27 protein-coding genes and 1 riboswitch are annotated in these 23,029 nt (G+C 54.2%); of the genes, 20 read left to right on the forward strand and 7 right to left on the reverse strand.

Annotation, left to right across the window (positions count from 1 at the left end):
• Positions 1-19 precede the first annotated feature (19 nt).
• From AC6CHM_RS08310 to thiD, 7 genes are all read left to right on the forward strand, one after another.
• A complete protein-coding gene (locus AC6CHM_RS08310; RefSeq protein ID WP_115051497.1) occupies positions 20-1,072 on the forward strand; it encodes an ABC transporter permease in 1,053 nt (350 codons plus the stop codon).
• On the forward strand, positions 1,069-1,992 hold the full coding sequence (gene nikC / locus AC6CHM_RS08315) for a nickel transporter permease (RefSeq protein ID WP_115051496.1): 924 nt from the start codon (positions 1,069-1,071) through the stop codon (positions 1,990-1,992). The genes AC6CHM_RS08310 and nikC overlap by 4 nt, the downstream gene beginning before the upstream one ends.
• A complete protein-coding gene (locus AC6CHM_RS08320; protein ID WP_498172695.1) occupies positions 1,989-2,822 on the forward strand; it encodes an ABC transporter ATP-binding protein in 834 nt (277 codons plus the stop codon). The genes nikC and AC6CHM_RS08320 overlap by 4 nt, the downstream gene beginning before the upstream one ends.
• A complete protein-coding gene (locus AC6CHM_RS08325) occupies positions 2,819-3,589 on the forward strand; it encodes an ABC transporter ATP-binding protein (protein WP_307282238.1) in 771 nt (256 codons plus the stop codon). The genes AC6CHM_RS08320 and AC6CHM_RS08325 overlap by 4 nt, the downstream gene beginning before the upstream one ends.
• 148 nt (positions 3,590-3,737) lie before the next feature.
• Positions 3,738-4,706: a TadE/TadG family type IV pilus assembly protein gene (locus tag AC6CHM_RS08330; RefSeq protein WP_498172697.1), complete on the forward strand. Its 969-nt coding sequence runs from the start codon at positions 3,738-3,740 to the stop codon at positions 4,704-4,706.
• A 50-nt stretch (positions 4,707-4,756) separates the two neighbouring features.
• Positions 4,757-4,860: riboswitch (TPP riboswitch) on the forward strand.
• Between the two features lie 64 nt (positions 4,861-4,924).
• Positions 4,925-5,590 (forward strand): thiamine phosphate synthase, encoded by a 666-nt coding sequence (gene thiE / locus AC6CHM_RS08335; protein WP_498173288.1) that lies wholly within the window; start codon positions 4,925-4,927, stop codon positions 5,588-5,590.
• Positions 5,587-6,387: a bifunctional hydroxymethylpyrimidine kinase/phosphomethylpyrimidine kinase gene (thiD, locus tag AC6CHM_RS08340; protein WP_337353981.1), complete on the forward strand. Its 801-nt coding sequence runs from the start codon at positions 5,587-5,589 to the stop codon at positions 6,385-6,387. The genes thiE and thiD overlap by 4 nt, the downstream gene beginning before the upstream one ends.
• A gap of 22 nt (positions 6,388-6,409) precedes the next feature.
• On the opposite strand, the gene AC6CHM_RS08345 is transcribed toward thiD, so the two are convergent.
• Complete coding sequence (locus AC6CHM_RS08345; RefSeq protein WP_370878774.1) at positions 6,410-7,183, reverse strand: transglycosylase SLT domain-containing protein; 774 nt, start codon at positions 7,181-7,183, stop codon at positions 6,410-6,412.
• A gap of 304 nt (positions 7,184-7,487) precedes the next feature.
• Between AC6CHM_RS08345 and AC6CHM_RS08350 the strand changes: the two genes are divergently transcribed.
• The 9 genes from AC6CHM_RS08350 to AC6CHM_RS08390 all read left to right on the forward strand — a co-directional run bounded on the left by AC6CHM_RS08350 (position 7,488) and on the right by AC6CHM_RS08390 (position 15,134).
• Positions 7,488-8,231, forward strand: a complete 744-nt coding sequence (locus tag AC6CHM_RS08350) for a FadR/GntR family transcriptional regulator (RefSeq protein WP_336440720.1) — start codon at positions 7,488-7,490, stop codon at positions 8,229-8,231.
• Between the two features lie 33 nt (positions 8,232-8,264).
• Positions 8,265-9,239 (forward strand): sialic acid TRAP transporter substrate-binding protein SiaP, encoded by a 975-nt coding sequence (locus tag AC6CHM_RS08355; RefSeq protein WP_498172699.1) that lies wholly within the window; start codon positions 8,265-8,267, stop codon positions 9,237-9,239.
• A gap of 66 nt (positions 9,240-9,305) precedes the next feature.
• Positions 9,306-9,878: a TRAP transporter small permease gene (locus AC6CHM_RS08360; protein ID WP_498172700.1), complete on the forward strand. Its 573-nt coding sequence runs from the start codon at positions 9,306-9,308 to the stop codon at positions 9,876-9,878.
• Between the two features lie 3 nt (positions 9,879-9,881).
• Positions 9,882-11,288: a TRAP transporter large permease gene (locus tag AC6CHM_RS08365; protein ID WP_498172701.1), complete on the forward strand. Its 1,407-nt coding sequence runs from the start codon at positions 9,882-9,884 to the stop codon at positions 11,286-11,288.
• Complete coding sequence (locus AC6CHM_RS08370; RefSeq protein ID WP_307282251.1) at positions 11,285-12,331, forward strand: L-idonate 5-dehydrogenase; 1,047 nt, start codon at positions 11,285-11,287, stop codon at positions 12,329-12,331. The genes AC6CHM_RS08365 and AC6CHM_RS08370 overlap by 4 nt, the downstream gene beginning before the upstream one ends.
• 82 nt (positions 12,332-12,413) lie before the next feature.
• Entirely contained in the window at positions 12,414-13,271 is an 858-nt protein-coding gene (locus AC6CHM_RS08375; protein ID WP_336440716.1) for a D-alanyl-D-alanine carboxypeptidase family protein, read from the forward strand.
• 114 nt (positions 13,272-13,385) lie between these two features.
• Positions 13,386-13,970 carry a hypothetical protein gene (locus AC6CHM_RS08380; protein WP_336440715.1) on the forward strand — a complete coding sequence of 195 codons (585 nt, stop codon included), beginning with the start codon at positions 13,386-13,388 and terminating at the stop codon, positions 13,968-13,970.
• Positions 13,970-14,557, forward strand: a complete 588-nt coding sequence (locus AC6CHM_RS08385; RefSeq protein ID WP_115051483.1) for a hypothetical protein — start codon at positions 13,970-13,972, stop codon at positions 14,555-14,557. The genes AC6CHM_RS08380 and AC6CHM_RS08385 overlap by 1 nt, the downstream gene beginning before the upstream one ends.
• 4 nt (positions 14,558-14,561) lie before the next feature.
• Positions 14,562-15,134, forward strand: coding sequence for a hypothetical protein (locus tag AC6CHM_RS08390; RefSeq protein ID WP_498172703.1), 573 nt, complete (start codon positions 14,562-14,564; stop codon positions 15,132-15,134).
• Positions 15,135-15,141: 7 nt separating this feature from the next.
• On the opposite strand, the gene AC6CHM_RS08395 is transcribed toward AC6CHM_RS08390, so the two are convergent.
• From AC6CHM_RS08395 to AC6CHM_RS08405, 3 genes are all read right to left on the reverse strand, one after another.
• Positions 15,142-16,428 (reverse strand): hypothetical protein, encoded by a 1,287-nt coding sequence (locus AC6CHM_RS08395; protein ID WP_498172705.1) that lies wholly within the window; start codon positions 16,426-16,428, stop codon positions 15,142-15,144.
• A gap of 67 nt (positions 16,429-16,495) precedes the next feature.
• A complete protein-coding gene (locus AC6CHM_RS08400; RefSeq protein WP_498172706.1) occupies positions 16,496-17,680 on the reverse strand; it encodes an MFS transporter in 1,185 nt (394 codons plus the stop codon).
• A 218-nt stretch (positions 17,681-17,898) separates the two neighbouring features.
• Positions 17,899-18,723 (reverse strand): aldo/keto reductase, encoded by an 825-nt coding sequence (locus AC6CHM_RS08405; RefSeq protein ID WP_498172707.1) that lies wholly within the window; start codon positions 18,721-18,723, stop codon positions 17,899-17,901.
• 138 nt (positions 18,724-18,861) lie between these two features.
• On the opposite strand from AC6CHM_RS08405, the gene AC6CHM_RS08410 reads away from it, so the two are divergent.
• From AC6CHM_RS08410 to AC6CHM_RS08420, 3 genes are read left to right on the forward strand one after another with little or no spacing between them, the layout of a single operon-like run.
• Positions 18,862-19,764, forward strand: coding sequence for a LysR family transcriptional regulator (locus AC6CHM_RS08410; protein WP_115051478.1), 903 nt, complete (start codon positions 18,862-18,864; stop codon positions 19,762-19,764).
• A 60-nt stretch (positions 19,765-19,824) separates the two neighbouring features.
• Positions 19,825-20,055 (forward strand): helix-turn-helix domain-containing protein, encoded by a 231-nt coding sequence (locus AC6CHM_RS08415; protein WP_115051477.1) that lies wholly within the window; start codon positions 19,825-19,827, stop codon positions 20,053-20,055.
• A 49-nt stretch (positions 20,056-20,104) separates the two neighbouring features.
• Positions 20,105-20,446 (forward strand): hypothetical protein, encoded by a 342-nt coding sequence (locus tag AC6CHM_RS08420; protein WP_498172709.1) that lies wholly within the window; start codon positions 20,105-20,107, stop codon positions 20,444-20,446.
• 6 nt (positions 20,447-20,452) lie between these two features.
• On the opposite strand, the gene AC6CHM_RS08425 is transcribed toward AC6CHM_RS08420, so the two are convergent.
• Complete coding sequence (locus AC6CHM_RS08425; protein WP_498172710.1) at positions 20,453-21,310, reverse strand: DMT family transporter; 858 nt, start codon at positions 21,308-21,310, stop codon at positions 20,453-20,455.
• A 10-nt stretch (positions 21,311-21,320) separates the two neighbouring features.
• Positions 21,321-21,734: a VOC family protein gene (locus AC6CHM_RS08430; protein ID WP_115051474.1), complete on the reverse strand. Its 414-nt coding sequence runs from the start codon at positions 21,732-21,734 to the stop codon at positions 21,321-21,323.
• A 170-nt stretch (positions 21,735-21,904) separates the two neighbouring features.
• Between AC6CHM_RS08430 and AC6CHM_RS08435 the strand changes: the two genes are divergently transcribed.
• On the forward strand, positions 21,905-22,066 hold the full coding sequence (locus tag AC6CHM_RS08435) for a Thivi_2564 family membrane protein (RefSeq protein WP_115051473.1): 162 nt from the start codon (positions 21,905-21,907) through the stop codon (positions 22,064-22,066).
• 33 nt (positions 22,067-22,099) lie between these two features.
• Here the strand turns inward: AC6CHM_RS08435 and gcvA are convergent, their stop codons facing one another.
• Positions 22,100-22,990, reverse strand: coding sequence for a transcriptional regulator GcvA (gene gcvA, locus AC6CHM_RS08440; RefSeq protein ID WP_115051472.1), 891 nt, complete (start codon positions 22,988-22,990; stop codon positions 22,100-22,102).
• Positions 22,991-23,029: the final 39 nt, after the last annotated feature.

Consider the following 23,029-nt stretch of genomic DNA (forward strand, 5'->3'; position numbering starts at 1 on the left):
ACCGGTGAGCACATCTGACATGCAATTGGAGGCCAGGCGCTCAGGCGCCTGGGCTTCAAACTTCGCTTGGGCCGTGGGCAGGTTTCTGCTCATTGGCGCCATCACATTTCTTGGTCTTCTGGCCGTCACGTTTTTCATTGGCCGTGTCATCCCGATCGATCCCGCGCTGGCCATTGTAGGCGATCGCGCGCCTGCCCACGTCGTGGCGCGTGTGCGTGAAGAGCTCGGACTGAATCTGCCGCTCTACCAGCAGTTTTTCCTTTATCTTAAGGGTGTCCTGCAAGGTGAGTTCGGCAATTCCGTTCTGACCAGCAATCCGGTTATGACCGATATTATCCGCGTCTTTCCCGCTACCTTCGAATTGGCAACACTGGGCACGCTTATTGGCGCGTTTATTGGTGTTCCGCTTGGAGTGCTTGCTGCCGTCAAGCGGGGCACGATCCTCGACCAGATTGTCAGAGTTATCGGACTTATCGGCTATTCAGTGCCGGTGTTCTGGCTGGGGCTGCTCGGTCTCGTGCTGTTTTACGCCAAGCTTGGCTGGGTATCGGGACCAGGACGTATCGACGTTGTCTACGAGTACACGTTTACGCCGATTACCGGCCTTTATCTTCTCGATGCGATTTTGCAGAATAATTGGGAAGTCTTCCGCAATATTTTCAGCTTCATCATCCTGCCCGCCTCAGTGCTGGGTTATTTTTCGCTGGCATATATCAGCCGGATGACGCGTTCTTTCATGCTGAACGAGCTTGAGCAGGAATATATTGTTGCGGCGCGCGCCAAGGGCCTGTCCGAAACCCGTATCATCTGGGCTCATGCCCTGCGCAATGCGGCAGTGCCGTTGCTGACTGTGATTGTGCTCTCCTTTGCCAATCTGCTTGAGGGGTCAGTGTTGACCGAAACGATCTTTTCCTGGCCAGGCCTTGGCAGCTACATCACCAATTCGCTGCAAAATGCCGACATGAATGCGGTGCTCGGCGGCACGATTATCATTGGTGCCGTGTTCATCGCCATCAACCTTCTTTCCGATCTTCTGTATCGGCTACTTGACCCACGGACACGCGCACGATGAGCGAGATCGCAAAACCAATTTCCCGCCGTGAATGGCTGATGAGCGACCGGCCGCAATCGCGTATGCAGGCCCGGCTTGGCCGCGCTTATTTGATCTGGAGCCGTTTTGCCAGCAACAGGCTCGCCGTGATCGGGCTTGGCATCATTTTTGCGCTGGTGCTGGTGGCGCTATTCGCTCCTCTGCTTGCGCCGCATTCACCGGTTGCAGGCGATCTGCGCAATGCACGGCTTTTGCCGCCCGGTGGCGATTATTGGCTCGGCACAGACGATCAGGGCCGCGATATTCTTTCGCGCCTTATCTATGGTTCGCGTCTGACGCTCTATGTAGTTGTCCTCGTGGCTATCATCGCCGCGCCGATTGGGTTGCTTGTCGGCACCATTGCCGGTTATGCCGGAGGCTGGGTAGACGCAATTCTTATGCGGCTCACCGATATCTTCCTGGCATTTCCAAAGCTCATTCTGGCTCTCGCTTTGGTGGCGGCGCTGGGACCTGGCATTGAGAATGCCGTCATTGCCATAGCAGTCACCTCGTGGCCGCCCTATGCACGCATTGCCAGAGCTGAAACGCTGACCGTGCGCAATTCCGACTATATTGCCGCCGTGCAGCTCATGGGTGCATCACCCATGCGTATCGTCCTGCGCCACATCATGCCGCTTTGCCTTTCATCTCTGATCGTCCGTGTGACACTCGACATGGCCGGAATTATCCTGGTCGCCGCAGGCCTTGGTTTCCTTGGTCTGGGCGCACAGCCGCCATTGCCTGAATGGGGTGCGATGATCGCATCCGGTCGCCGGTTCATCATGGATCAATGGTGGGTGGCGGCCGCACCGGGTTTTGCAATTCTCATCGTCAGTCTGGGCTTTAATCTTCTTGGCGATGGCTTGCGCGATGCGCTCGATCCAAGGGGGAACAACCAATGAGCGCCTTGCTGACAGTCAAGGATCTTCGCGTGCAATTTCCGACCCGCACGGGCGTCGTGGATGCTGTGCGCGGCGTTTCGTTCGCGCTTGGTCGCGAAAGGCTCGGCATTGTTGGCGAGTCCGGTTCAGGAAAATCCCAGACCGGGCGCGCAATCATGGGGCTGACGCCACATCACGCAAAGATCACTGCCGATACGTTGAATTTTGACGGAATGGATCTTCTGGATATTTCGGCAAAGGAGCGGCGAAGCCTGCGTGGAAACCGCATCGCCATGATCCTCCAGGACCCGAAATATTCGCTCAATCCTGTGATGAGCATCGGCAGGCAGATTGTTGAAACGCTGCGTACCCATGAAAAGGTGAGCAAAGCCGAGGCGCGCAAGCGCGCGCTCGACATGCTTGCTGCTGTGCAGATACGTGATCCGGAACGGGTCTTTAATCTGCATCCGCATGAAGTTTCCGGCGGCATGGGACAACGCGCCATGATCGCGATGATGCTGGTGACCGGACCGGAGCTGCTGATCGCGGATGAACCGACTTCCGCGCTTGATGTGACGGTGCAGCTGGATGTGCTGCGAATCCTCGACAATCTGGTGCGGGATCGCGGCATGGGTTTGATCTTCATCTCCCATGATTTGCGGCTGGTCTCCTCCTTTTGCGACCGCGTTATCGTCATGTATGCAGGACGGATCGTCGAAGAAATCGCCGCTGCAGACCTTAAGAACGCAAAACATCCCTATACACGCGGGTTGATGAATTGCATGCCGCAGATCGGCACCGACCGGCATCCGCTGCCGGTCCTTGACCGCAAGCCGGAGTGGGCCGCATGAACAATCTGCAAGTGGCGGCTCTCAGCGTCGAAAATCTTGAAGTGAAGTATGATCGTTTTCGCGCATTGCGCGGCGTCAGTCTTGATGTCCAGCAGGGCGAGTCTTTTGGTCTGGTGGGCGAGAGCGGCTCGGGAAAGTCAACCTTGCTGCGAGCCGTCGCGGGACTTGCACCTGTTACCGGCGGCGCGATCACAGTCAATGGCAAGACGCTTGGTTCGTCGCGTACAAAAGCATTTTACCGTGAAGTGCAAATGGTGTTTCAGGACCCCTATGGCTCGCTGCATCCGCGCCAGACCGTGGATCGCCTGTTGCTGGAACCATTGGTCGTGCATGGCTTTGCCGATATCGAAAAACGTATCCTGCGCGCGCTTGATGAAGTGGGCCTTGGTTCAAGCTTTCGCTTTCGCTATTCGCATCAGCTTTCCGGCGGTCAACGCCAGCGTGTCGCCATTGCCCGTGCATTGATCCTGGAGCCTTCAATCCTGCTTCTTGATGAACCGACATCAGCCCTTGATGCTTCGGTACAAGCGGAAGTTCTCAACCTGCTGGAGCAGATAAGGCGGGATAGAAAGCTGACCTTCCTGATGGTCAGCCATGATCTGGCGGTGGTCACCCATATGTGCGACCGGCTGATGGTGATGCAGAATGGCGCAGAGGTGGAACGCCTGTCGGCGACAGACCTTGCCCGCCATGCAGTCAAGGAAGATTACACGCGCAATCTTCTTTTGGCGAGCGAGGGCTTTGTCCGGCCGGAAGCATCCATATAGAGCTGTAAGGTTCACCGGATTTTTACCATTGCTGAACATTCAGGCGCTCTTTACTGCCTGAATGCAGAATGGTGAAAATCTGAATGAATTTCATAAGCCGTCATTCACATGGCTGAATCAATGGTCTGCCCAGCGACTGGAGTGGGCCATGAAAAAAATAAGAAACTTTCTGAAAGACCGTAGTGGCGCGACAGCCGTCACATTTGCATTGTTGCTCGTACCTATGGTGGGAATGACCGGGCTTGCCGTGGATTATACCCGCGCAAGCGGCGATCGCTCACGATTGCAGGGCATTGCAGATTCCGCGGCATTGGCCGGAGCCTCCGTCTTTACGGGTGAAAACAAGGCTGCTGCCGAAGCAAGTGCACGCGCCTATCTGCGTGCTCATCTCGGCGCCGAGATGGATAAAATGCAGGTCGGCTTTGATACGAGCAATCAACGCGTGATTGTATCGCTCGCGGGCGAAACAAATACGCTTTTCATGAAGGTCCTAGCCAAGGAAAAAGTAGCTATAGGTGTGCTTGCGGAAGCATTGGCACCATTGAAACCGTCAAGCGCTGAAATCCAGATCGGAGCAGCGTATGGACATTGGGCTAAGAAAGTTTCTGTGATTGTCATTCGTCCTGGGACGACAAAAGAGGTCGTGCTGGGAACGGTAATATATGAAGCATCTGACCTCTCCGCTGAAGATGGTCGAGGCACTGGAAAAACGATAATAGACCCGGCTGACGGCAAGATCTTGCTCGGTGAATACAAAGAGTTCTTTCTTCGCATGGAGGTCAAAAAGAAGCCCTGCAATATCGGTAGATATGATTCCAATACCAGTAGCAGGTATGTTACATGCAGCCCGACAACGAATAGCGAATATAAAAACTATGATCTGAAGTTCACAACGAACGACCCCGCGCAATCAAAGTATCTTTTTGTAGGGGACACAGCGGACACGCTTAAGCAACTAGAAGATGGCGCAACGCTTGAGGAGTTGCTGGACTGCGATCAGCAATGGCATTTTCACGGATGGGAAGATGGAGGCGGTTGGGATAAGCAGGACTTCTTTTACAAGATCAAGGCCGCATGCAAGGCCGTTGACGGGGAATATGTCCGCCTGACGCGTTAAGCCAAATAACACCGGCGCATTGACTTCCATGATGCGCCGTCTCATCATGATTTCATTCCGAGGGGGGCATCGTACGATGCTGAGATGGCGCTGAGCCAAGACCCTTGAACCTGATCCGGATCATACCGGCGTAGGAACGGGAATTGAGCAATTATCGCGCTGGTTCGTCTTTCTTCGCACATATCCGGGTCTCCAGTTTTGAAAATGGAGTCCGTGACGTGCCAAAAGTAGATTACCGCCTGAATGCCATTGTCGATTTTGATGCTATTGGCCCTGATAAGGATTTGGGGGCTCTGGCTCTGGCTGCGGCGCGTGGTGGTGCAACAATTATCCAGTATCGTGACAAAAACTCCGCAACGCGTGACATGATTGATCGTGCACGGCAGATACACGCCGCGATCAAGGCGACAGGCGTTCCGCTGCTCGTCAATGACCGGATTGATGTTGCGCTTGCCGCTGGCGTTGAGGGTGTCCATGTGGGGCGCGAAGACATGGCGGTTGCCGATGTCCGACATCTGCTCGGGCCAAATGCGATTATCGGACTGACCGTCAAGAATGAGCCGGACGCGCAAGCAGCGATTGATGGCGATATTGACTATGCCTGTATTGGCGGACTGTTTGAAACACCCACTAAGGAAAACCTGCAACCGATCGGCTTTGACGGGTTCAAGCGCCTGGCTGCCATCATACGCAAGGCAAAACCGCATTTGCCTATAGGCGCTATCGCCGGTATTGGGCTGGAGCGCACGCCGCTTGCCATTGAAGCGGGTGCTGATGGTGTAGCGGTCATTTCTGCGATCTTCCGTCAGGACGATCCGCAAGGAGCGGCGCACGCATTGCGGTCGGCGGTGGATGAGGCATTGCAGGTAAGAGAGCCAGCATGACCGCAATAGCGCTGACTATTGCCGGGTCTGACAGCGGCGGCGGGGCAGGAATCCAGGCCGATTTGAAAACCTTCTCGGCGCTCGGTGTTTATGGAGCGAGTGTGCTCACCGCAATCACTGCGCAGAACACCCATGGTGTTACGGCCATTGAGAATCTTTCGCCCGATATCATCCGGGCTCAGATGGACGCGGTTCTTTCCGACCTTGAGGTGAATGCAATCAAGATTGGCATGGTCTCGACAGTATCAACCATAGAGACAATTGCGCAGGGGCTTGATCGCTGGCAGCGCAAAGCGGTGTTCGACCCTGTCATGGTTGCAACTGCGGGTGACCCTTTGCTGGAGCCGGCCGCAATCGACGCTCTGCGCCAGCTTCTCTTGCCGCGCGCGCTGCTGCTGACTCCCAATTTGCCGGAGGCGTCCTTGCTAACAAATATGCCGATTGCTGAAGATGAAGCCCAGATGGTGCGGCAGGCGGAAAAGCTGCTCGAACTTGGTCCCTCAGCCGTACTCATAAAGGGCGGACATGCCAAGGGGGATATGAGCACCGATATCCTGCTTGATGGGTCCGGAATGGAGCGATTTTCGACGCCGCGTATCAAGACAGTCAATGATCATGGTACTGGATGCACACTGGCGTCTGCCATTGCCGCTGGCCTGGCAAAAGGAATGGCTCTGCATGGTGCCGTTAGTGAAGCCAAGGACTATCTGACGGCTGCCATGGCGGCTGGCGAAATGCTCAAAGTCGGCAGCGGGCGTGGGCCGGTCCACCACTTCCATCGCTGGTGGGCGGCCTAGCAGCACCGGTGCAGTTTTGATTTCAGAGTGGAGCGGCGGTGCTGGCTGGTGTCGCGTTGCTCAAGCCTGTGGTTGCTCCACTGGTGGAGGCTGCCGAAGCAATGTCAGGCCGTTGCATCGGCAACGGGATCGCTGCCGGAAACGCCACAGCGGGTTCTTCTGAATAAGCGAGTTGCGCCGGCATGGCAGCCGGTGTTTCAGCGGGAGCCATCGCCGTCATCGTCGCGGGTGCAACAGGCGTGCTTGACGGTTTCAGGCCGGTCTCTTCCAGAAGGCCCTTTTTCTTGGCCTGATAATAATAGCCGCGAGCGTAAAGCCGCACGGCCTGATCAGGATTGTTATCGGCAACCTTGTAGGCGCCAGCAAGATACTTCACGCCAAATTTGAGATTTGTTTCTGCATCCAGCAAATCTTGCGCAGAGCCGGTGTGACCCATGCCGCGTGCTGTCGCGGGCAACATCTGCATCAGACCCCAATAGGGACCGTTGCGAGCCTGTGGATTACCGCGGCTTTCCCGATGCACAATGCGGCGAACGAGCGATTCAGGCACTTCGTAGGCAACCGAATATTTTGAAATCAAACTGTCGAGCGGCGTACCGTTATCTTTGAATTCAGGGGCGCTTTTCGTGCTTGTGGCAACGGTGACGGTGCTCTTGCTGTCCGTGGCCACATCGGAATTAGCGGGTGCTTCGGCCGCAGCAACACGCGGAGATTGTTCAGGAATTGGCAGTGATGCAGCCTCGGGCAGCTTGGGATCAGTCGTGGTGCAAGCGCCCAAAACCAAGGCGAAACTCAAGCAAGCAAATGTCCGAAGTGATCGTGTATCAGGCAGCATTTATCACCGGTTTGACGAAGCATCTCTTTTAACGATTGGTTTCTCATAGCGCGTTCGTTCGGTTTAGAGGCAATCACTTTCTGATACAAAATGTAACAATGCTCATGGGCGCCCTGTCAAGGTGAGACAAGTTGCGAAAACCTGCCCTGTTAAAACCGATCCGAACCAGCGGTTGACTCGCTCATATATATCAATGTATCAGTTATATATTGGTAAGGCCAGTTTACCAGTTGCCGGAAATGGGAAGCCGGGCGGGGAGGTTTAAATGTTCGCAGCCATTCAGTCACGCCGGCTTTACCGGCAGGTGGCAGACCAGATACGAAGCCAGATCGAACATGGTCAGCTTGGTGTCGGAGAGCGTTTGCCCGGTGAGCGTGAACTGGCGGAGGAACTTGGCGTTTCCCGTCCCACCATTCGTGAGGCTTTAATTGCCCTCGAGGTCGAGGGGCTCATCCATATTCGCATGGGATCAGGTGTTTACGTGGCGCGGTCGCCGCGGGAGAAACACCTGCGGATTCAGCCTGACGAGCTTGAAGGGCCGTTCGAGCTATTGCGGGCACGCGCGCTGATCGAGTGCGCTATTGCCGAAGAAGCCGCCCGCACAGTGACAACGAAACATATAGAAGCGATGGACGATGTGCTGACGCAAATGGCGCGCACATTCAACAACCCGCAGGTGTCGATTGCGCTCGATCGCACCTTCCACACGACCATTGCCGGCATCATGGAAAATTCCGCGCTCGACCGCGTTGTCGGAGAGTTATTCGACCAGCGCATGACGCCTTATTTCACCAGGCTGGCCAGTTATTTCGAGAGTGCGGCTTCATGGCGGGAGGCTTTTGAGGAGCACCGTGCAGTACGCGATGCCATAGCAGGTGGTGATCCCGCTCGTGCAAAATCTGCGATGCAATATCATCTGCATCAATCGCAGCTGAGATTTTCCAGAAGTTTCGACGAGGAGCTGGAAACGGAAAGAGACCAATCTGCAAAGATGTCTCGACAGAAATAACGCGAACTAAATTCAATAAGGGAGGAAATAACAATGAAATTCAAACTGGCTACACTTCTTGGTGCTGCTGCGGCGCTTGCCATTTCGGCAGTGGTTGCACAGGCGCAGACCACGCTGAAATGGGCGCACGTCTATGAGACGTCCGAACCATTCCATACGGAGTCCGTATGGGCGGCGGAAGAAATCGCCAAGCGCACCAATGGCCGTTACAAGATCGACGTGTTCCCTGCATCTCAGCTTGGTAAGGAAGCTGACATCAACCAGGGATTGAAGCTCGGTACAGTCGATATCATCATTTCGGGTTCAAGCTTTGCTGCCCGTGATTCCAAGCCGATCGGCGTTACCTATTTCCCCTATATCTTCCGCGATTCCGACCATCTGATCGCCTATACCAAAAGCGATGTCTTCAAGCGGCTTGCCGCTGGCTATGAGGAAAAGACCGGCAATCATATTGCATCGGTCAGCTATTATGGCACGCGTCACACTACCGCCAACAGGCCCATCGCCAAGTGTTCGGATATGGCCGGGTTGAAAATCCGTGTCCCGGACGTTCCAGCCTATCTGGCAATGCCGCGTGCCTGCGGCGCCAACACAACGCCAATCGCTTTTGCCGAAGTCTATCTGGCATTGCAGAACGGCACTGTCGAAGCTCAGGAAAATCCGCTGACGACGATTGAGGCCAAGAAGTTCTTCGAAGTTCAGAAGAACATCATTTTGACCGGCCATATTGTCGATCACCTGAATACCGTCATTTCCAAGCAGCTTTGGGCCAGCCTTAGCGACGAAGACAAGAAAATCTTCGGCGATGTGATGCAGGAAGCGGCTGAAAAGACCACCAAGATCATTGCGGGCAAGGAAAAGGAACTTGTTGCGAGTTTCAAGGAACGTGGCCTGTCAGTCACCGATGTCGACAAGGCAGACTTCGAAAAAACCGTTCTGGAGAAGGTGAAGTTCGAAGACTTCGGTTACGAAAAGTCCGACTGGGAAGCCATTCGCGCCATCAAGTAACCTATCAGTCTGGCCGGGTAGCCTTGGCTCCCGGCCTCATTTTCTGCCCTGAGGACGGAGACAGCCATGTCCAAGGAAGTTCATACACAGATCACAGCGGAAGAAATTGCCCATTCATTCGAGGATGCGGCGCCGGTTATTAACCTGCGCGAATACGCCGTAGAGGATTGGCTGACGCTCGTCGTCTTCTGGCTGATGACCGGCTGCGTTTTCTTGCAGTTTTTCACACGCTATGTCCTCAATGACAGCTATGCCTGGACTGAGGAAATCGCGATCAACTGCCTGATCGGCGTCGTATTTCTCGGATCCGTCATGTGTGTTCGCGTCTCCCGCCACATTCAGGTCGATGTGCTTTATCACTATGTGCCAGCCACCGTTGCGCGTGTCCTTGCGACCTTTGTCGATCTCGTGCGCATCGGCTTCTTCGTTTACGCTGTATGGTTGATGTGGCGCTATGTCGAGATTGTTGCCGACGAAATGATGGTGACAATCGATCTGCCCCGCAACATCGTTTTTTATGGGGTTCTCTTATCTTTCGTCCTGATGCTGCTTCGTTCCATTCAGGTTTTTATTGCCAATATCCGCCGTGGCTATTCCGTTCTGGAACGTCCCGAAGAATTCCAGAGCGTCGAGGGCTGATCAATGTTGCTGCTTGTTGGTTCATTTCTACTATTGATGATTGTCGGTGTGCCGGTCGCAATTTCGATGGCCGTGGCGTCTGTGCTCTATCTCGTGTTTTTCGGCGTTGCACCCGACATTATTGTCGCCCAGCGCATGATTGCCGGGGTTGAGAGCTTCCCGCTGCTTGCGGTTCCGTTTTTCATTCTCGCCGGCAATCTGATGAATTCGGCCGGTGTGACAGGCCGCATCTATTCCTTTGCGGTTTCGCTTGTGGGATGGATGAAAGGCGGACTGGCGCAAGTCAATATTATTGGCTCGGTAATCTTCTCCGGCATGTCGGGAACGGCACTGGCCGATGCCGCCGGTATCGGCACAATCGAAATCAAGGCGATGAAGGATCACGGCTATCCGGTGGAAGCAGCGGTTGGCGTTACGGCAGCTTCGGCAACGCTTGGCCCTATTTTCCCGCCATCACTGCCTTTTGTGATCTATGGCATGATGGCCAATGTTTCGATTGGCGCGCTGTTTATGGCCGGTATCGTCCCGGGAATTGTCATGACCGTCTTGATGATGATTACGGTTGCTATCTTCGCTTATGTGAAGCGCTGGGGTTCCGACACGCCATTCGAACTCAAGAATCTGCTTGAAGCGTCGCTGGAAATCGTCGTCGTCGCCTGCGTGCCAGTCCTCATCTATCTGCTCACGCTTACCGGCTTGTCTATAAATGCTTCGGTCGGCATTGCACTTGTGGTTCTGCTGGCTGCCGACTGGTATTTCGACTTTTCCGCCGTCATGGCACTGATGACACCTGTGATCCTTATTGGCGGCATGACCATGGGTTGGTTCACGCCAACCGAGGCAGCAGTTGCCGCAGTTCTCTGGTCACTATTTCTTGGGTTGGTACGCTATCGTACAATGACAATGGCTAGTCTCGCCAAAGCGAGCTTTGATACAATCGAGACCACCGCTTCCGTGCTGTTTATTGTCACTGCCGCTTCGGTTTTCGCTTGGCTCCTGACGGTCAGTCAGGCGGCGCAGCTTCTTTCTGCAGCCATCCTCTCGATTACCGACAGCAAATGGGTGTTCCTGATACTGGTCAATATACTGATGCTGTTTGTCGGTTGCTTCCTCGATACCATTGCGGCAATCACAATTCTTGTGCCGATCCTTTTGCCGCTGGTCTTGGGTTTCGGCATTGATCCGGTTCATTTCGGACTGATCATGACGCTTAATCTCATGATCGGTCTGTTGCATCCGCCACTGGGCATGGTGCTGTTTGTACTGTCCCGCGTCGCGAAGCTTTCCGTGGAGCGAACCACCATGGCAATTCTGCCCTGGCTGGTGCCGCTCTTCATCGCACTGATCGCCATTACCTTCATTCCGGCGATTACACTTTGGCTCCCAACCCAACTAGGCCTGATAAAATGAGTAATAAAGGTATCGCTGCCACGCTTTTTGCAGCGGAAGATCTCCGCGTCGTTGACATTGAACTTGGAGAACTTGCGCCCAATATGGCGCGGGTCAAGTTCGGTGCCGGCGGGATATGTGGCTCTGACATGCACTATTTCCGGCATGCAAAGACGGGCGATTTCGTGGTCACTTCGCCGCTCATTCTCGGCCATGAAGTTGCCGGTGAGATCATCGAAATCGGCCGCGACGTTACTGGTATTGCCGTTGGCGACAGGGTTGCCGTAAACCCGTCCCGTTGGTGCGGAACCTGTGCCTATTGCCATGAGGGACGCCCGAACCTGTGTGAAAATATCTATTTCATGGGTTCTGCATCCAAGACGCCTCACATGCAGGGCGGTTTCGCCAGTGTGTTTGACGCGGTTGCTGCGCAATGCGTCAAAGTGCCGAACGATCTGCCATTTCAGGCTGCTGCATTGGCTGAACCCCTTGCGGTCTGCCTGCATGCCGTTCGGCGCGCAGGGCATGTAAAAGGGACTTCAACGATCATTTTCGGCTCCGGACCAATCGGACTGTTGACATTGCTGGCACTGAAACATGCGGGGGCGGAATCCGTGACAATGGTCGATATCGCGGCTGCACCGTTGAAGTTTGCCGAAGAGCTGGGCGCAGACCAGATCGTCGATGTCTCCGGCGGAGAGGAGAGATTGGCCGAAGTTGCTGCGGCGACACCATTCGACATTGCTTTTGAAATCTCCGGCACGCCGGCAGGTCTCGCCTCGGCCATTCGCACGGTGCGGCGCGGTGGCACAGTTGTTCAGATCGGCAATCTTGCCGGTGGATCAATTCCCGTGCCTGCCAATGCGGTCATGTCCAAGGAACTCGATCTGATCGGCACATTCCGCTTTGGCGATGAATTCTTCGAGGCTGTGGAATTGATTGTTGAAAACAAGATTGATGTCCTCAAGCTGGTAACAGGCGAATACAAACTCGCCGACGCGCCAGAGGCCTTCCGTACGGCGCTGGACAGGTCGCGCAGCGTCAAGGTTGTTCTGACAGCCTGATGCTCATGCGACCGCTTGGCGTTGCCGCTGAAATCAGCTAACAAGGCGCATCTGGTCCAACCACAATATGCCGCGAGTATCCATGTTTTTGCATCCTGTCGTGAAATTCGTAGCTGTGTTGGGTCTGACCTTAAGCGTTGCAAGTGGATGCACGACGGCAACGTCGCTCGATTCCGTTGGGGCAATTACGCCAGCCCCAACGACTGAAAAATCCGCTGCCATCGTGGTTGATGGCAGCACGGGTGCCGTGCTTTATCAAGCGGGTGCCGATCTGCCGCGCATACCGGCATCGCTTACCAAAATGATGACGCTTTATCTGACATTCGAGGCGTTGCAATCGGGGCGGATCAGCAAGGATACGCAGATACCGATTTCGGCTCGTGCGGCCTCGCAGGCACCAAGCAAGCTTGGTCTTAAACCCGGCAGAACGATTGATGTGGATACAGCAATCAAGGCGCTGGTGGTTAAATCCGCTAATGATGTTGCCGTGGCTTTAGCCGAGTATCTGGGCGGAACTGAAGAGCAATTTGCGGCCCAGATGACCGCAAAAGGCCGACAGCTTGGTATGCGCGGCACGATTTTTCACAACGCTTCCGGGTTGCCCGACGCGCAGCAGATTACCACTGCGCGAGATATGGCTTTGCTGGGCTTGTCTTTGCGTAAGCATTATCCGCAGCAATATCATTACTTCGGAGCACAGGATTTCATGTTCGACGGCAAAATCATCCGTGGACATAACCGTGTTCTGGCCCAGTTGAACGGCGCAGATGGCATCAAGACAGGCTATGTTCGCGCCTCCGGTTTCAATATCGTCACATCGATCAGTGATAATGGCCGCCAGCTCGTCGCTGTCGTGATGGGCGGCGAAACTGCCAGACAGCGCGATGCGCAAGTTGTAAGTCTTGTTAATGCCTATCTGCCGCAAGTCGCACACAAGTAGCCTTATCGGGACGGTTTCTCCGCAGGGTTGAAAAACACCCCCTTGCTGTTGCATGGTCTGTCCAGCGCGACTCATTTTCTGGGTTACGGAACGGTTGTGGAGAGACGCAGATAGATGTGGTCCCATTTCGTCACGTTTCGCAGCAAGGCTACGGCCTGGCTGACAGCAGGGCTTGGTTCATTCGCGGCGTTGGGGCTCGCCTTTGTATTGGGAGCATTTGAAGCGGCTGAAAAGCCGCAGCTTCCGCAAATTACAGCCGGTCAATCCATGGAGGCGGGAAAGTGGCTTATCAAGCCTCTTTCAATTCGGGTAACTGACCAGAAAGTTTACAGCACGACACCGAAGGACGGGCAAAAGGCGATCATCCTTGAAGTGGAATTGATGAACCGCACGATCGAGTCCGATAGCGGCTATTACAAAATCTTTCAATGGCCTGCCAATATTGCAGAAAAGACCGAACAACCGATGGTCTATCTTACGCGCGATGAATCCATGTCGCCAAATCTGCAACCCGGAATGCCGGAGAAAATGGTTTATGTCTGGCTGATGCCCAGCGATGTGGTGGCGGGCAATGATGTTGAACTGGCAATTGAGGCTTGGGGATTCAAGCATCGCAACAATTTGACCGGAACGCCGGGGTGGTGGAGCAAAAGCATTGTGGGTTCGGTGCGCTTGCCGCTGCAAAGGGAGCAGGGCTGATGCGCCGCTTGGCGAATATTGCCGTCATCCTTGTGGCGGTGGCCTTGCTGTACGGCATGTGGGTGACGAAACCGCGTTATGGCGAACTCACAGGGCCGATTGCTGCCTATGGCAAGATGCATGATCGAGTGCACACACGGGAATTTGACGTAACGCTCAATCAGGTGATTTTTGCGCGCGAATTGACTTATACACAGTTCGGAAAAGAAAAGGTGCTTACGACCTCCGGTCTTTGGGCGGTCGCCTTGGTAGAGCTTGCTGCAACAACCAAAAGTACGGGTGTTTCAACGGCCATCTGGCGAGGACCTACCGGCCTCAGATTTGCACAAAGCAATCGCGTTGGCTGGTTGCCCGGACAACCGCCTTACATGCTCGAGCCCGGATTGCCGAAACAGGTGCAACTGGCGTTTGAGATATTGCCCGATCAGGTCAATGGCGCGACGCTGCTTCTATCGGCGCAGATGAAACCCTCATTGGATTCCGAAGCGCGGATCAAAATCGACGACTTCAAAAAATTCAATGATGGCATGCCGTTGATCGTCGATCGTTTCGACATATCACGTCCACAACCGGCTGCGGGAAGCTGACGCGATGGCTGTGACGGATTATGATACCCAACCTTCCGAGCGCCGCTGGCGCCGCCGCAGCCTGTGGGCCCTGCTGGTGATTGTCCCGGTCTCATTGTTCACCATCAGTTATGGCGACTATGTGGAAATGAGCCGTTACACCGATCTATACCCCACTGAAGTGGTTGCGGGTGAGGTCAAGCATTATGGTGGCAGCGACTGGCAGTTTTACGGGACGCGGAAGGTGCAAGAGGGCATTCGCCCCGGCTCGCTGCCCGCAGGTTCCGTGCCTGTGATTGCAAGATTTCTCGTGGAGATCGGCGATACCAATTTGCAGGAGCGATGGCTCATGTGTGCAATCCGACTGACAGACAAGGCTGGTCGCTCTTGGTCTCCAACGTCCATTCCCGGAATGCGCCCTGCAAAAGAGGGTATCCAGACATGCACGTCGGCCATATTTTCAGGAGCGGAAAAAGGCACAAGAATGGTGATCGAAGAGCGGTTCCTCGTGCCGGTAGCGGTCGCGGATGAACTGCGCCCGACATTGGGGATGTATAGCGAGCGGCCCAACTATCTGAAATTTGCTCGCACGGAATAGGCCGCTTTTACCGCGCCCCTTCAAGTGAGGTTGAAGCAAGTGCAGGGTTTCTTCTCATCGAGAAGGCTGTTTCCAAAATCGCGGCGAGGAAACAAATGCGCAAGGGCTCCACGAGCAGGCCGGTGGAAGAATCCTGCATCGGGCTGCCCAATAAAAAGACAATCGCATTGCCAGCAAATTCCCAAATCCTGCCGGGTTGCGGGCCGATTATATGGGCTGCGCCCAGCCATGCCCATGCTGCCACCCATTCGATAAAGCGATAGCCGAGGATGAGCGTGACGATGAGCAGCAGCCCGGAATTCAGTGTCAGCCGCACGCCATTGGCGATTGGAAGATAACGCGAGCGGTAGCCGCTGACGAAGTGATTGATAAAGTCTCGGATAAATTTAGGCACTGCCTGGTAGCGTTCGCCAAAACGCTCGACCCGGTGATGCACCCGCATGAGTTCTTTCTGGTCACGAACATCATAGCCATAGACCAGCGCAATCATGACCAGCCAGATCACGGGTAAAAGCGTGTGGAAAAACAGGTTGGTGGCAATTGTGCCAAAGCTTTCGGGAATCTGTTCTACCGGGATCATTGTCGCCGCATAGGCAACCGAAACAGGTTGCGCGATCCCGGCAAGCAATTGCTCAAACCATGACCATAGTTTGCCATTGACCAGTGCCTGCATCCAGTCATCTTTCCAGCGGCTGATAATGTAGAGACCGATGAAAATCCAGTTGGTTTCGCAAACCACAATGACGATTTCCCAGAAAGATCGCTTTGTGCGTTCTTTCATGGTCTTGGCAAACCAGCGAACAAGCCAGGAGAGCGCAACGGACAGCAATATCCATTTGGAGTCTAGGACATCCAGAACATTGCCATTTCCGCCAAAGGGCATCATCGACAGGGCCAAGCGGGAATATTGGCGAACCGTATCGCCAAGAAAACCCCAGGCTGCGTAATAGGCAAAGAACGGGATAAGAGCGACAGCGATAATCGTCGTCAAACGGGAGAATCCGGAGCCGCTGCCCGCCGCTGCCTTGTCGGATTGTGCTTGGGCAGCGCTGACAGAAGGCAGTCCCGGGCGCACAATCTGGATCATGGAAACAGTTGTTACCAGCTGCGTAAGCGCAACGAGGGTCAACACGCCAAGCCCGGCATAATGGTTCATATAGGCTGTTTTAACGGCCAGATACATCAGGATGTGAGAAGCAGAAAGCCCTAGAAGCACCACGGCCACCAATTGGGGCCAGAAGCGCAACCAGAGCTTGAAAGTCAGCTTGATGGGCAGTGCCACTTCGGCCAGCATGAAAAACCTCTTGCGAATCTCATGCTGACCTTACCGATTTTTACAAGGCTGCCAAGTTTTGAGCCTGTCAGGCGTGGGCGAGAACCCGGGCAGACTCGCGTCGGTCGAGCATCTGGCTCCAAAGGGTAAGGCCAAGCGCACCGATAACAAGCAGCGAGCCAACCCAGGGTGTGGCACCAAGGCCAAGCGGCGAAGCAACGACAATGCCGCCAAGGAAGGCACCACCGGCAATGCCAAGGTTGAAGGCAGCGATGTTCAGCGCCGAAGCCACGTCAACCGTTTCAGGTGTATGGATCTTGGCGAGTTGCACCACATAGAGCTGGAGGCCGGGCACATTGGAGAAGGACAATGCCCCTAAAGCGGCCAGAGTTATTAGCGCCCAGACCGGCGATGTGGCGGTGAAGGTGAACGCCGCCAGAACGATGGCCTGCAATAGGAACATGACTGCAAGCGCTCTGACTGGATTGCCATCGGCGACGCGTCCGCCGACCATATTTCCAACGGCGATGGACAGGCCATAAAGTACAAGGATCAGGCTGACCGTGGAATTGGCATAGCCAGTGATCTGTTCGAGAACAGGTGCAAGGAATGTGAACATCACAAAGGTGCCGCCATAGCCAAGCGCGGTCATGGCAAAGGCAAGCAGAAGACGGCCACTGCCCAGAACACGAATCTGATCAATGATGCGGGCAGGGGCGGCTTTTGCGATCTTGGATGGCAAAAGGAATGCAATGGCAAGGAATGCGATGATGCCAAGCACGGTTACGGCCCAGAAGGTTGCACGCCAGCCAAGTTGCTGGCCGATAAATGTGCCGAGTGGAACACCTGTGACGATAGCAACAGTCAGGCCAAGAAACATCATGGCGATTGCTGAGGCACGGCGATTGGGCGCAACCAGATCAGCGGCGATTGTTGCGCCTACCGAGAAGAACACGCCATGGGCAAACGCACTGATGACGCGGGCGACGAGCAATAGCTCATAGGTAGGCGAGAGTGCTGCCGCCGTGTTGCCGACGACGAACAGGGCCATGAGACCGAGCAGCAATGGCTTGCGCTCGATTCTGCCTGTGAGGGCGGTCAGTATGGGTGCGCCGAAGGTGACGCCAAGCGCATAAACGCTGACGATAAGCCCGGCGAGCGGCAACGTAATGTTGAGATCTGTGGCAACTGTGGGCAAGAGGCCGACAATGACGAACTCTGTGGTTCCGATGGCATAGGCGCTGATCGTCAGCGCCAGAAGTGCGAGAGGCATGATCCTATCCTTTGATTGGATGCTGCGTTAAGCCAGCCCTCAAATAGAAATTACTGATGGCCGGTTGGTTGCCCCCAATATGAGCCATCGCAATTCCATTGATAATGACCAGATCATGCTCAATGGTTATGAATTCAATTCACAGATAGGACTAAACGCGACTGCGGCACCTCCTCGGTTGAGGAGATGCCGCGTTCCAATAGCAAAGTTGGGGAGAGTTAATCCCACTTTGGAGCAAGATGGCCCGGATTGACAATCCGTCCATCTGGCTTGGCAAGTGCATGCAGGGCCTGCATTTCTTCATTGGTCAGTTCGAAATCAAAGATCTCGAAATTGCTCTTGGCGCGTTCTTCGCTGACAGTTTTGGAAAGCGTGATGACGCCTTCTTGCTGAATGATCCAACGCAGAACAACCTGCGCTTCGCTCTTGCCATGGGCTGCGGCGATTGCCTTGATGACCGGATCGCCAATGATTTTGCCATCGGCCATGGCATAATAGGCGGTGATGCTCATGCCGCTATCCCGCGCGGCCTTCAACACAGTGCTTTGATCAAGATAGGGGTGATATTCCACCTGATTTGTCACGATCGGAGCTTTGCTCAACTTGACTGATTCAGCCATGAGGGCTGAACTGAAATTGCTGACGCCGATATTGCGGACCTTGCCCGCATCGCGGACTTCGTTGAGCGCTCCAATGCGTTCGGCCAGAGGCACATCGCTCTTTGGCCAATGCAGCAACAGAAGGTCAACATAGTCTGTCTTTAGTTTCGACAGGCTCTCATCGACCGACTTGATGAAATCATCATGCTTGTATTTATCGACCCAAACCTTGGTGGTCAGGAATATATCGCCGCGCGAGACGCCGGAGTTCCTGATTGCTTCACCCACCTCAGCTTCATTGCCGTAGATCTGTGCGGTATCAATATGGCGATAGCCGAGCTTCAGAGCAGCGGGAACCATGCGAAGCACATCCGCGCCAGGCATACGGAACGTGCCAAACCCGATTGCCGGAATTTTTGCTCCATGAGCGCTTACATTGAACATTCTTTATTCCTCTCATTTGCGGCAGCTACAAAATCTGATGATCCAAAGCCTCATATGGGCTTAAACAGCCAGTGTGATAATTCCTTGTTATCGACCAGCTGTTGTGAAACTAATTCATAAGCGGTAGCGGGGTCTGATATGGATAATAGAGCCGGAGAAATGGACGTCTTCGTGACGGCGGTTGAATTGGACAGTTTTTCTGCGGCAGGCAGAAAGCTTGGCCTTTCGCCATCGGCGGTCAGTAAAATGATCCGCCGTATCGAGGATCGGCTCGGTACACGCTTGCTCGTACGCTCAACACGTTCATTGCAGTTAACGCCTGAAGGCGAGATTTACCGCCAGCGTGCGCTACGGATCATTTCTGAAATAGAAGAAACCGAGCGCGTCGTCGCCTCTGGTGCATCGGTCGCGCCGCATGGATTGTTGCGGGTCAATTCGTCGGTTGCGGTCGGTCAATTTCTCATCCTTCCGCTTATGCCGAAATTTCTGGAATTATACCCCGAGGTAGAACTTGATTTCACCCTGAGCGAGCGCGTGGTTGATCTTATCGGCGAGCGAGCAGATATCGCAATTCGCGTTGGCCCGATGCGCGACTCGAACCTGAAAGCACGCAAACTGTGTGAAAGCCGCAAGGTTGTAGTTGCATCTCCGGACTACATTGCAAGGCGAGGCAGGCCCAAGCAGCCAGCCGATCTAGAGAAGCACAATTGCCTGAATTTCAATTTCCGCCGCGCTCTTGAGGAGTGGCCCTTCAAAAATCGCGATACCGGTGAAATCGAGCGGATGGGTATTTCCGGCAATTTTCTGGCGAGCAGCGGCGCAATCGTGCGGCAGATGTGTCTGGCTGGGTTGGGCATAGCGCGCCTCGGATATTTTCATCTGGCCGATGACATAGAAGCCGGTCGGCTGGAGGTCATTCTGGAGGATTACAATGCAGGCGATATGGAGCAGATCAATGCTGTATTTGTCGGGCATGATTACCTGGCTACTCGCGTGCGCACATTTATTGATTTTCTGGCGGAGAATATGCCGAAAGCATAGGAACCAAATTCGCGGCGGCGCATTACCGGAGACGCAAATTTTCCAAACAAGGAGATGACAATGGCCGATGTGATTGAAACAACAGCCTCCGCGATCACTGCCGGGGTCAATCTTGTAAAAACAATCAAGGAAAAATTCGGTTATACGGTCGAAGATCTCGCAATTGCCAGCGGCCTGACCGTGGAAGAGCTCAATGGTATCGAGACGGGCGCTGAGGCCGAGCCAAGCAAGTTACATCGGATAGCGCATTCGGTTGGGCTGCCCGACGTGACACCCCAGATTCAGCATTAATTAGCAATATGGGCTGTCTTTCGTGCCGGATGCAGGCGAATATGCAGCCATGACAGAAGATGGAAAGATACAAAACACTGGGGTCGCGCGGCTCAAGCAGCATGCCGATCTGGTTCAGCAGCTTGTAAAGCAGGTTCCCGCGGCACTTTCAAAGCCCAGCCTTACGCTGGAACAGGTTTCCAGGCTGCACCGGGTAATTCAAAAAGGTGTCGACGATTTCAAGGAGGTTCAGGAACTGGTCAACAAGCCGGGGCTTGACGAAACCTATAGCCGCGCCGCTGGCAGCCTTGCAAAAATCTGGTCGCATCTGTCCTCTGCTGCGGAAGCGCGAATGCAGGATCTGGCCAAGAATGACGCCGATGCATCAGACATGCAGAAGCCCGACGAATAGACTTCTCTAGGCCTTGCGATTCTTGAGGTTGAGCAAATTGCCCGAAAGGATCAGCGCCGCGCCGATGGCAGTATAGACATCGATATGTTCGGAATAGACCAGCCAGCCGACGATTGCGGTGAGGGGCACGCGAAGAAAATCCATGGGAATGACCACAGTGGCATCGGCATAGAGCAAAGCTTTCGCCATGCAGAAATGCGAGAATGTGCCGGTGAAGGCAATAATGATAACCCATGGCATGACGTGTAGGCTCGGCCATTGCCAGCTATGCAGGGCAGGTAAAAGACCGATGCCCGACTGAATGACCAGCATCCAGAAAATGATTTTGACTACGCTTTCCGTGCGCGTCAGAGATTTGACCATAGTGAAAGAAATCCCGAAGGTAAAAGCGGCGCCAAGCACGATCAATTGACCGATTTCAATGGTGCCGATACCGGGGCGAACGATGATGATCACGCCGATAATTCCAAGCGCTATTGTAAGCATGCGCCAGATATTGAGCCGCTCGCCCAAAAACGCCACGGCCATGATGGCGGTCCAGGCTGGCGTGGTGAATTCGATTGCAATGAGCTGCGCCAATGGGATCATTGACAGCGCCATCAACCATGCAAACTGACCGGCATAATGTGCGGTATTACGGCCCAAATGCTGCCAGATGCGGCTGGTTCGCATCGCTCTTATACCGCCCGATGAGCGGATAAGCGGATAAAGCATGGCGAGGCCGATCAACGACCGCATCTCCATGATCTGAAAGACATTCAGCTCTTTGGAAGCTTCGCGACCGGAAACCGCCATCAGAATGATGGCTGCCAGCGATCCGGTCATCCAGAACGCAGCCTTGATATTGGACGGCGGCACTTCCATGGATTTTAAGCTACTTGGCGTAGATGCTGGCGAAGTCGGCAAAGCCTTTGACTTCGATGGGATTGCCCGACGGATCGCGGAAGAACATTGTCCATTGTTCGCCCGGCTCGCCTTTAAAGCGTACAACCGGTGGCATGACAAATTCGACATTTGCAGCCTTCAGCCGATCTGCCAGCCTGTTCCAATCCTCAAGCGCAAGTATGATGCCGAAATGCGGCATGGGCACCATGTGATCACCCACCTTACCGGTATTGGTTGTCTCGAATGGCTTACCCAAATGCAGCGAAATCTGATGACCAAAGAAATCGAAATCAACCCATGTTTCCGTGCTGCGACCCTCCTCGCAGCCAAGAATCTCGCCATAGAAGCGACGAGCTTCATCGAGATCGGTTACATGATAGGCAAAATGAAACAAGGAGCGCATGGGTATTTCCTGAAAGCATGGCGGTTGCCGCAAACTATCAGTGCAGCCCGGAGCAAACAATGCAGGACGAGCACAATGCACTCTTTACGTGCATTGCATGGAACAAAAGCCGGCTCACGAGAGTTTCTAAGGGCTACACTCGTATTGATCCCGAAAACAGGAAATAAATAATGTCGATTTTGATCAGTCTTTTGATCACCGTTCTGGTGATTTTTCTCGTGCTCTATCTCATCCAGATGCTGCCACTGGATGGCCGTGCCAAGCAGATTATTCAGGTCATCGTGGTGGTGATCGGTATTATCTCGCTGCTGCGCTATCTCGCAGTATTTTAAAGATCGGAGCGGGCGGGATTAAACCCGCCCTTTTCAATTGCCGTTGCTGCCGATTTGCTCCAGCATCCAGTCGCGAAAAGCGCGGATCTTTGGGACATTTCTGCGTGCTTCAGGATAGACCAGCCAATAAAAATGATCCGCATCTGCACCAACCATATCGAATGGTTGGATAAGCTGACCTTGTTGAATTTCGGATTGATAAAAGGCGGGAGTGAGAATTCCAACGCCCATGCCAGCCAAAACAGCTTTGCCCTCCAGATGCTGATCGCCAAAGCGGTTGCGAGGGTCGCCTTTCAGATCCGGATTATCAATGCCTACCGACCTGAACCATAATTTCCACCAATAATCTCCCGTGTCGACAATTGGTAATTTGAGAAGATCCCTTGGAGTTTCTATCCCTCCGACCGAGGCAGCTAATGCCGGTGTCAACATCGGAGAAAATTCCGCAGCAAAAAGCTTATGGCTCGTCAGGCCAGGCCATTTTCCATTTCCCGACCTGATGGCAACATCGACCTGATGGCGGTTAAAGTCGATCAATTCCCGACTCGCCTGCAATCGTACCGCCAATTGCGGGTGTGATAGCTGGAAAGACCCCAATCGCGGCACCAACCAGTTTGAAGCAAAAGTCGGTATTGTATTAACGGTCAAGACGCCGTCAGCATTTTCACGTGTGGCGGCGATGGCAGCGCGCATAAGCTCAAACGCTTCGCTGATCGCTGGAGAAAGCCGGACGCCCACTTCAGTAAGCACAACCTGACGCGGTTTGCGTAAAAACAGCAGCGCCCCAATACGCTCTTCCAGCAGCTTGATCTGATAGCTGACAGCCGCTTGGGTCATGCCCAGCTCTTCGGCGGCCTTGGTAAAATTGCCGTGGCGTGCAGCGGCTTCAAAAACCCGGATGGCAGATAAGGGAGGGAGTTGCATCAAGTTTCTCGCATAAGCTGTCCTTATGCATACTACTTG

This window comes from Phyllobacterium sp. GQ127, assembly GCF_059758635.1.

Bases quoted from the DNA above. Each gene is read 5' to 3' on its own strand.
- AC6CHM_RS08425 (WP_498172710.1), bottom strand. From the start codon at position 21,310: ATGGAAGTGCCGCCGTCCAATATCAAGGCTGCGTTCTGGATGACCGGA.
- AC6CHM_RS08365 (WP_498172701.1), top strand. From the start codon at position 9,882: ATGTTGCTGCTTGTTGGTTCATTTCTACTATTGATGATTGTCGGTGTG.
- nikC (WP_115051496.1), top strand. From the start codon at position 1,069: ATGAGCGAGATCGCAAAACCAATTTCCCGCCGTGAATGGCTGATGAGC.
- AC6CHM_RS08310 (WP_115051497.1), top strand. From the start codon at position 20: ATGCAATTGGAGGCCAGGCGCTCAGGCGCCTGGGCTTCAAACTTCGCT.
- AC6CHM_RS08330 (WP_498172697.1), top strand. From the start codon at position 3,738: ATGAAAAAAATAAGAAACTTTCTGAAAGACCGTAGTGGCGCGACAGCC.
- AC6CHM_RS08390 (WP_498172703.1), top strand. From the start codon at position 14,562: ATGGCTGTGACGGATTATGATACCCAACCTTCCGAGCGCCGCTGGCGC.
- AC6CHM_RS08370 (WP_307282251.1), top strand. From the start codon at position 11,285: ATGAGTAATAAAGGTATCGCTGCCACGCTTTTTGCAGCGGAAGATCTC.
- AC6CHM_RS08410 (WP_115051478.1), top strand. From the start codon at position 18,862: ATGGATAATAGAGCCGGAGAAATGGACGTCTTCGTGACGGCGGTTGAA.
- AC6CHM_RS08350 (WP_336440720.1), top strand. From the start codon at position 7,488: ATGTTCGCAGCCATTCAGTCACGCCGGCTTTACCGGCAGGTGGCAGAC.
- AC6CHM_RS08360 (WP_498172700.1), top strand. From the start codon at position 9,306: ATGTCCAAGGAAGTTCATACACAGATCACAGCGGAAGAAATTGCCCAT.
- AC6CHM_RS08325 (WP_307282238.1), top strand. From the start codon at position 2,819: ATGAACAATCTGCAAGTGGCGGCTCTCAGCGTCGAAAATCTTGAAGTG.
- AC6CHM_RS08385 (WP_115051483.1), top strand. From the start codon at position 13,970: ATGCGCCGCTTGGCGAATATTGCCGTCATCCTTGTGGCGGTGGCCTTG.
- AC6CHM_RS08380 (WP_336440715.1), top strand. From the start codon at position 13,386: ATGTGGTCCCATTTCGTCACGTTTCGCAGCAAGGCTACGGCCTGGCTG.
- AC6CHM_RS08435 (WP_115051473.1), top strand. From the start codon at position 21,905: ATGTCGATTTTGATCAGTCTTTTGATCACCGTTCTGGTGATTTTTCTC.
- AC6CHM_RS08320 (WP_498172695.1), top strand. From the start codon at position 1,989: ATGAGCGCCTTGCTGACAGTCAAGGATCTTCGCGTGCAATTTCCGACC.
- AC6CHM_RS08375 (WP_336440716.1), top strand. From the start codon at position 12,414: ATGTTTTTGCATCCTGTCGTGAAATTCGTAGCTGTGTTGGGTCTGACC.
- AC6CHM_RS08405 (WP_498172707.1), bottom strand. From the start codon at position 18,723: ATGTTCAATGTAAGCGCTCATGGAGCAAAAATTCCGGCAATCGGGTTT.
- AC6CHM_RS08430 (WP_115051474.1), bottom strand. From the start codon at position 21,734: ATGCGCTCCTTGTTTCATTTTGCCTATCATGTAACCGATCTCGATGAA.
- thiD (WP_337353981.1), top strand. From the start codon at position 5,587: ATGACCGCAATAGCGCTGACTATTGCCGGGTCTGACAGCGGCGGCGGG.
- AC6CHM_RS08415 (WP_115051477.1), top strand. From the start codon at position 19,825: ATGGCCGATGTGATTGAAACAACAGCCTCCGCGATCACTGCCGGGGTC.
- AC6CHM_RS08420 (WP_498172709.1), top strand. From the start codon at position 20,105: ATGACAGAAGATGGAAAGATACAAAACACTGGGGTCGCGCGGCTCAAG.
- gcvA (WP_115051472.1), bottom strand. From the start codon at position 22,990: ATGCAACTCCCTCCCTTATCTGCCATCCGGGTTTTTGAAGCCGCTGCA.
- AC6CHM_RS08395 (WP_498172705.1), bottom strand. From the start codon at position 16,428: ATGCTGGCCGAAGTGGCACTGCCCATCAAGCTGACTTTCAAGCTCTGG.
- AC6CHM_RS08355 (WP_498172699.1), top strand. From the start codon at position 8,265: ATGAAATTCAAACTGGCTACACTTCTTGGTGCTGCTGCGGCGCTTGCC.
- AC6CHM_RS08400 (WP_498172706.1), bottom strand. From the start codon at position 17,680: ATGCCTCTCGCACTTCTGGCGCTGACGATCAGCGCCTATGCCATCGGA.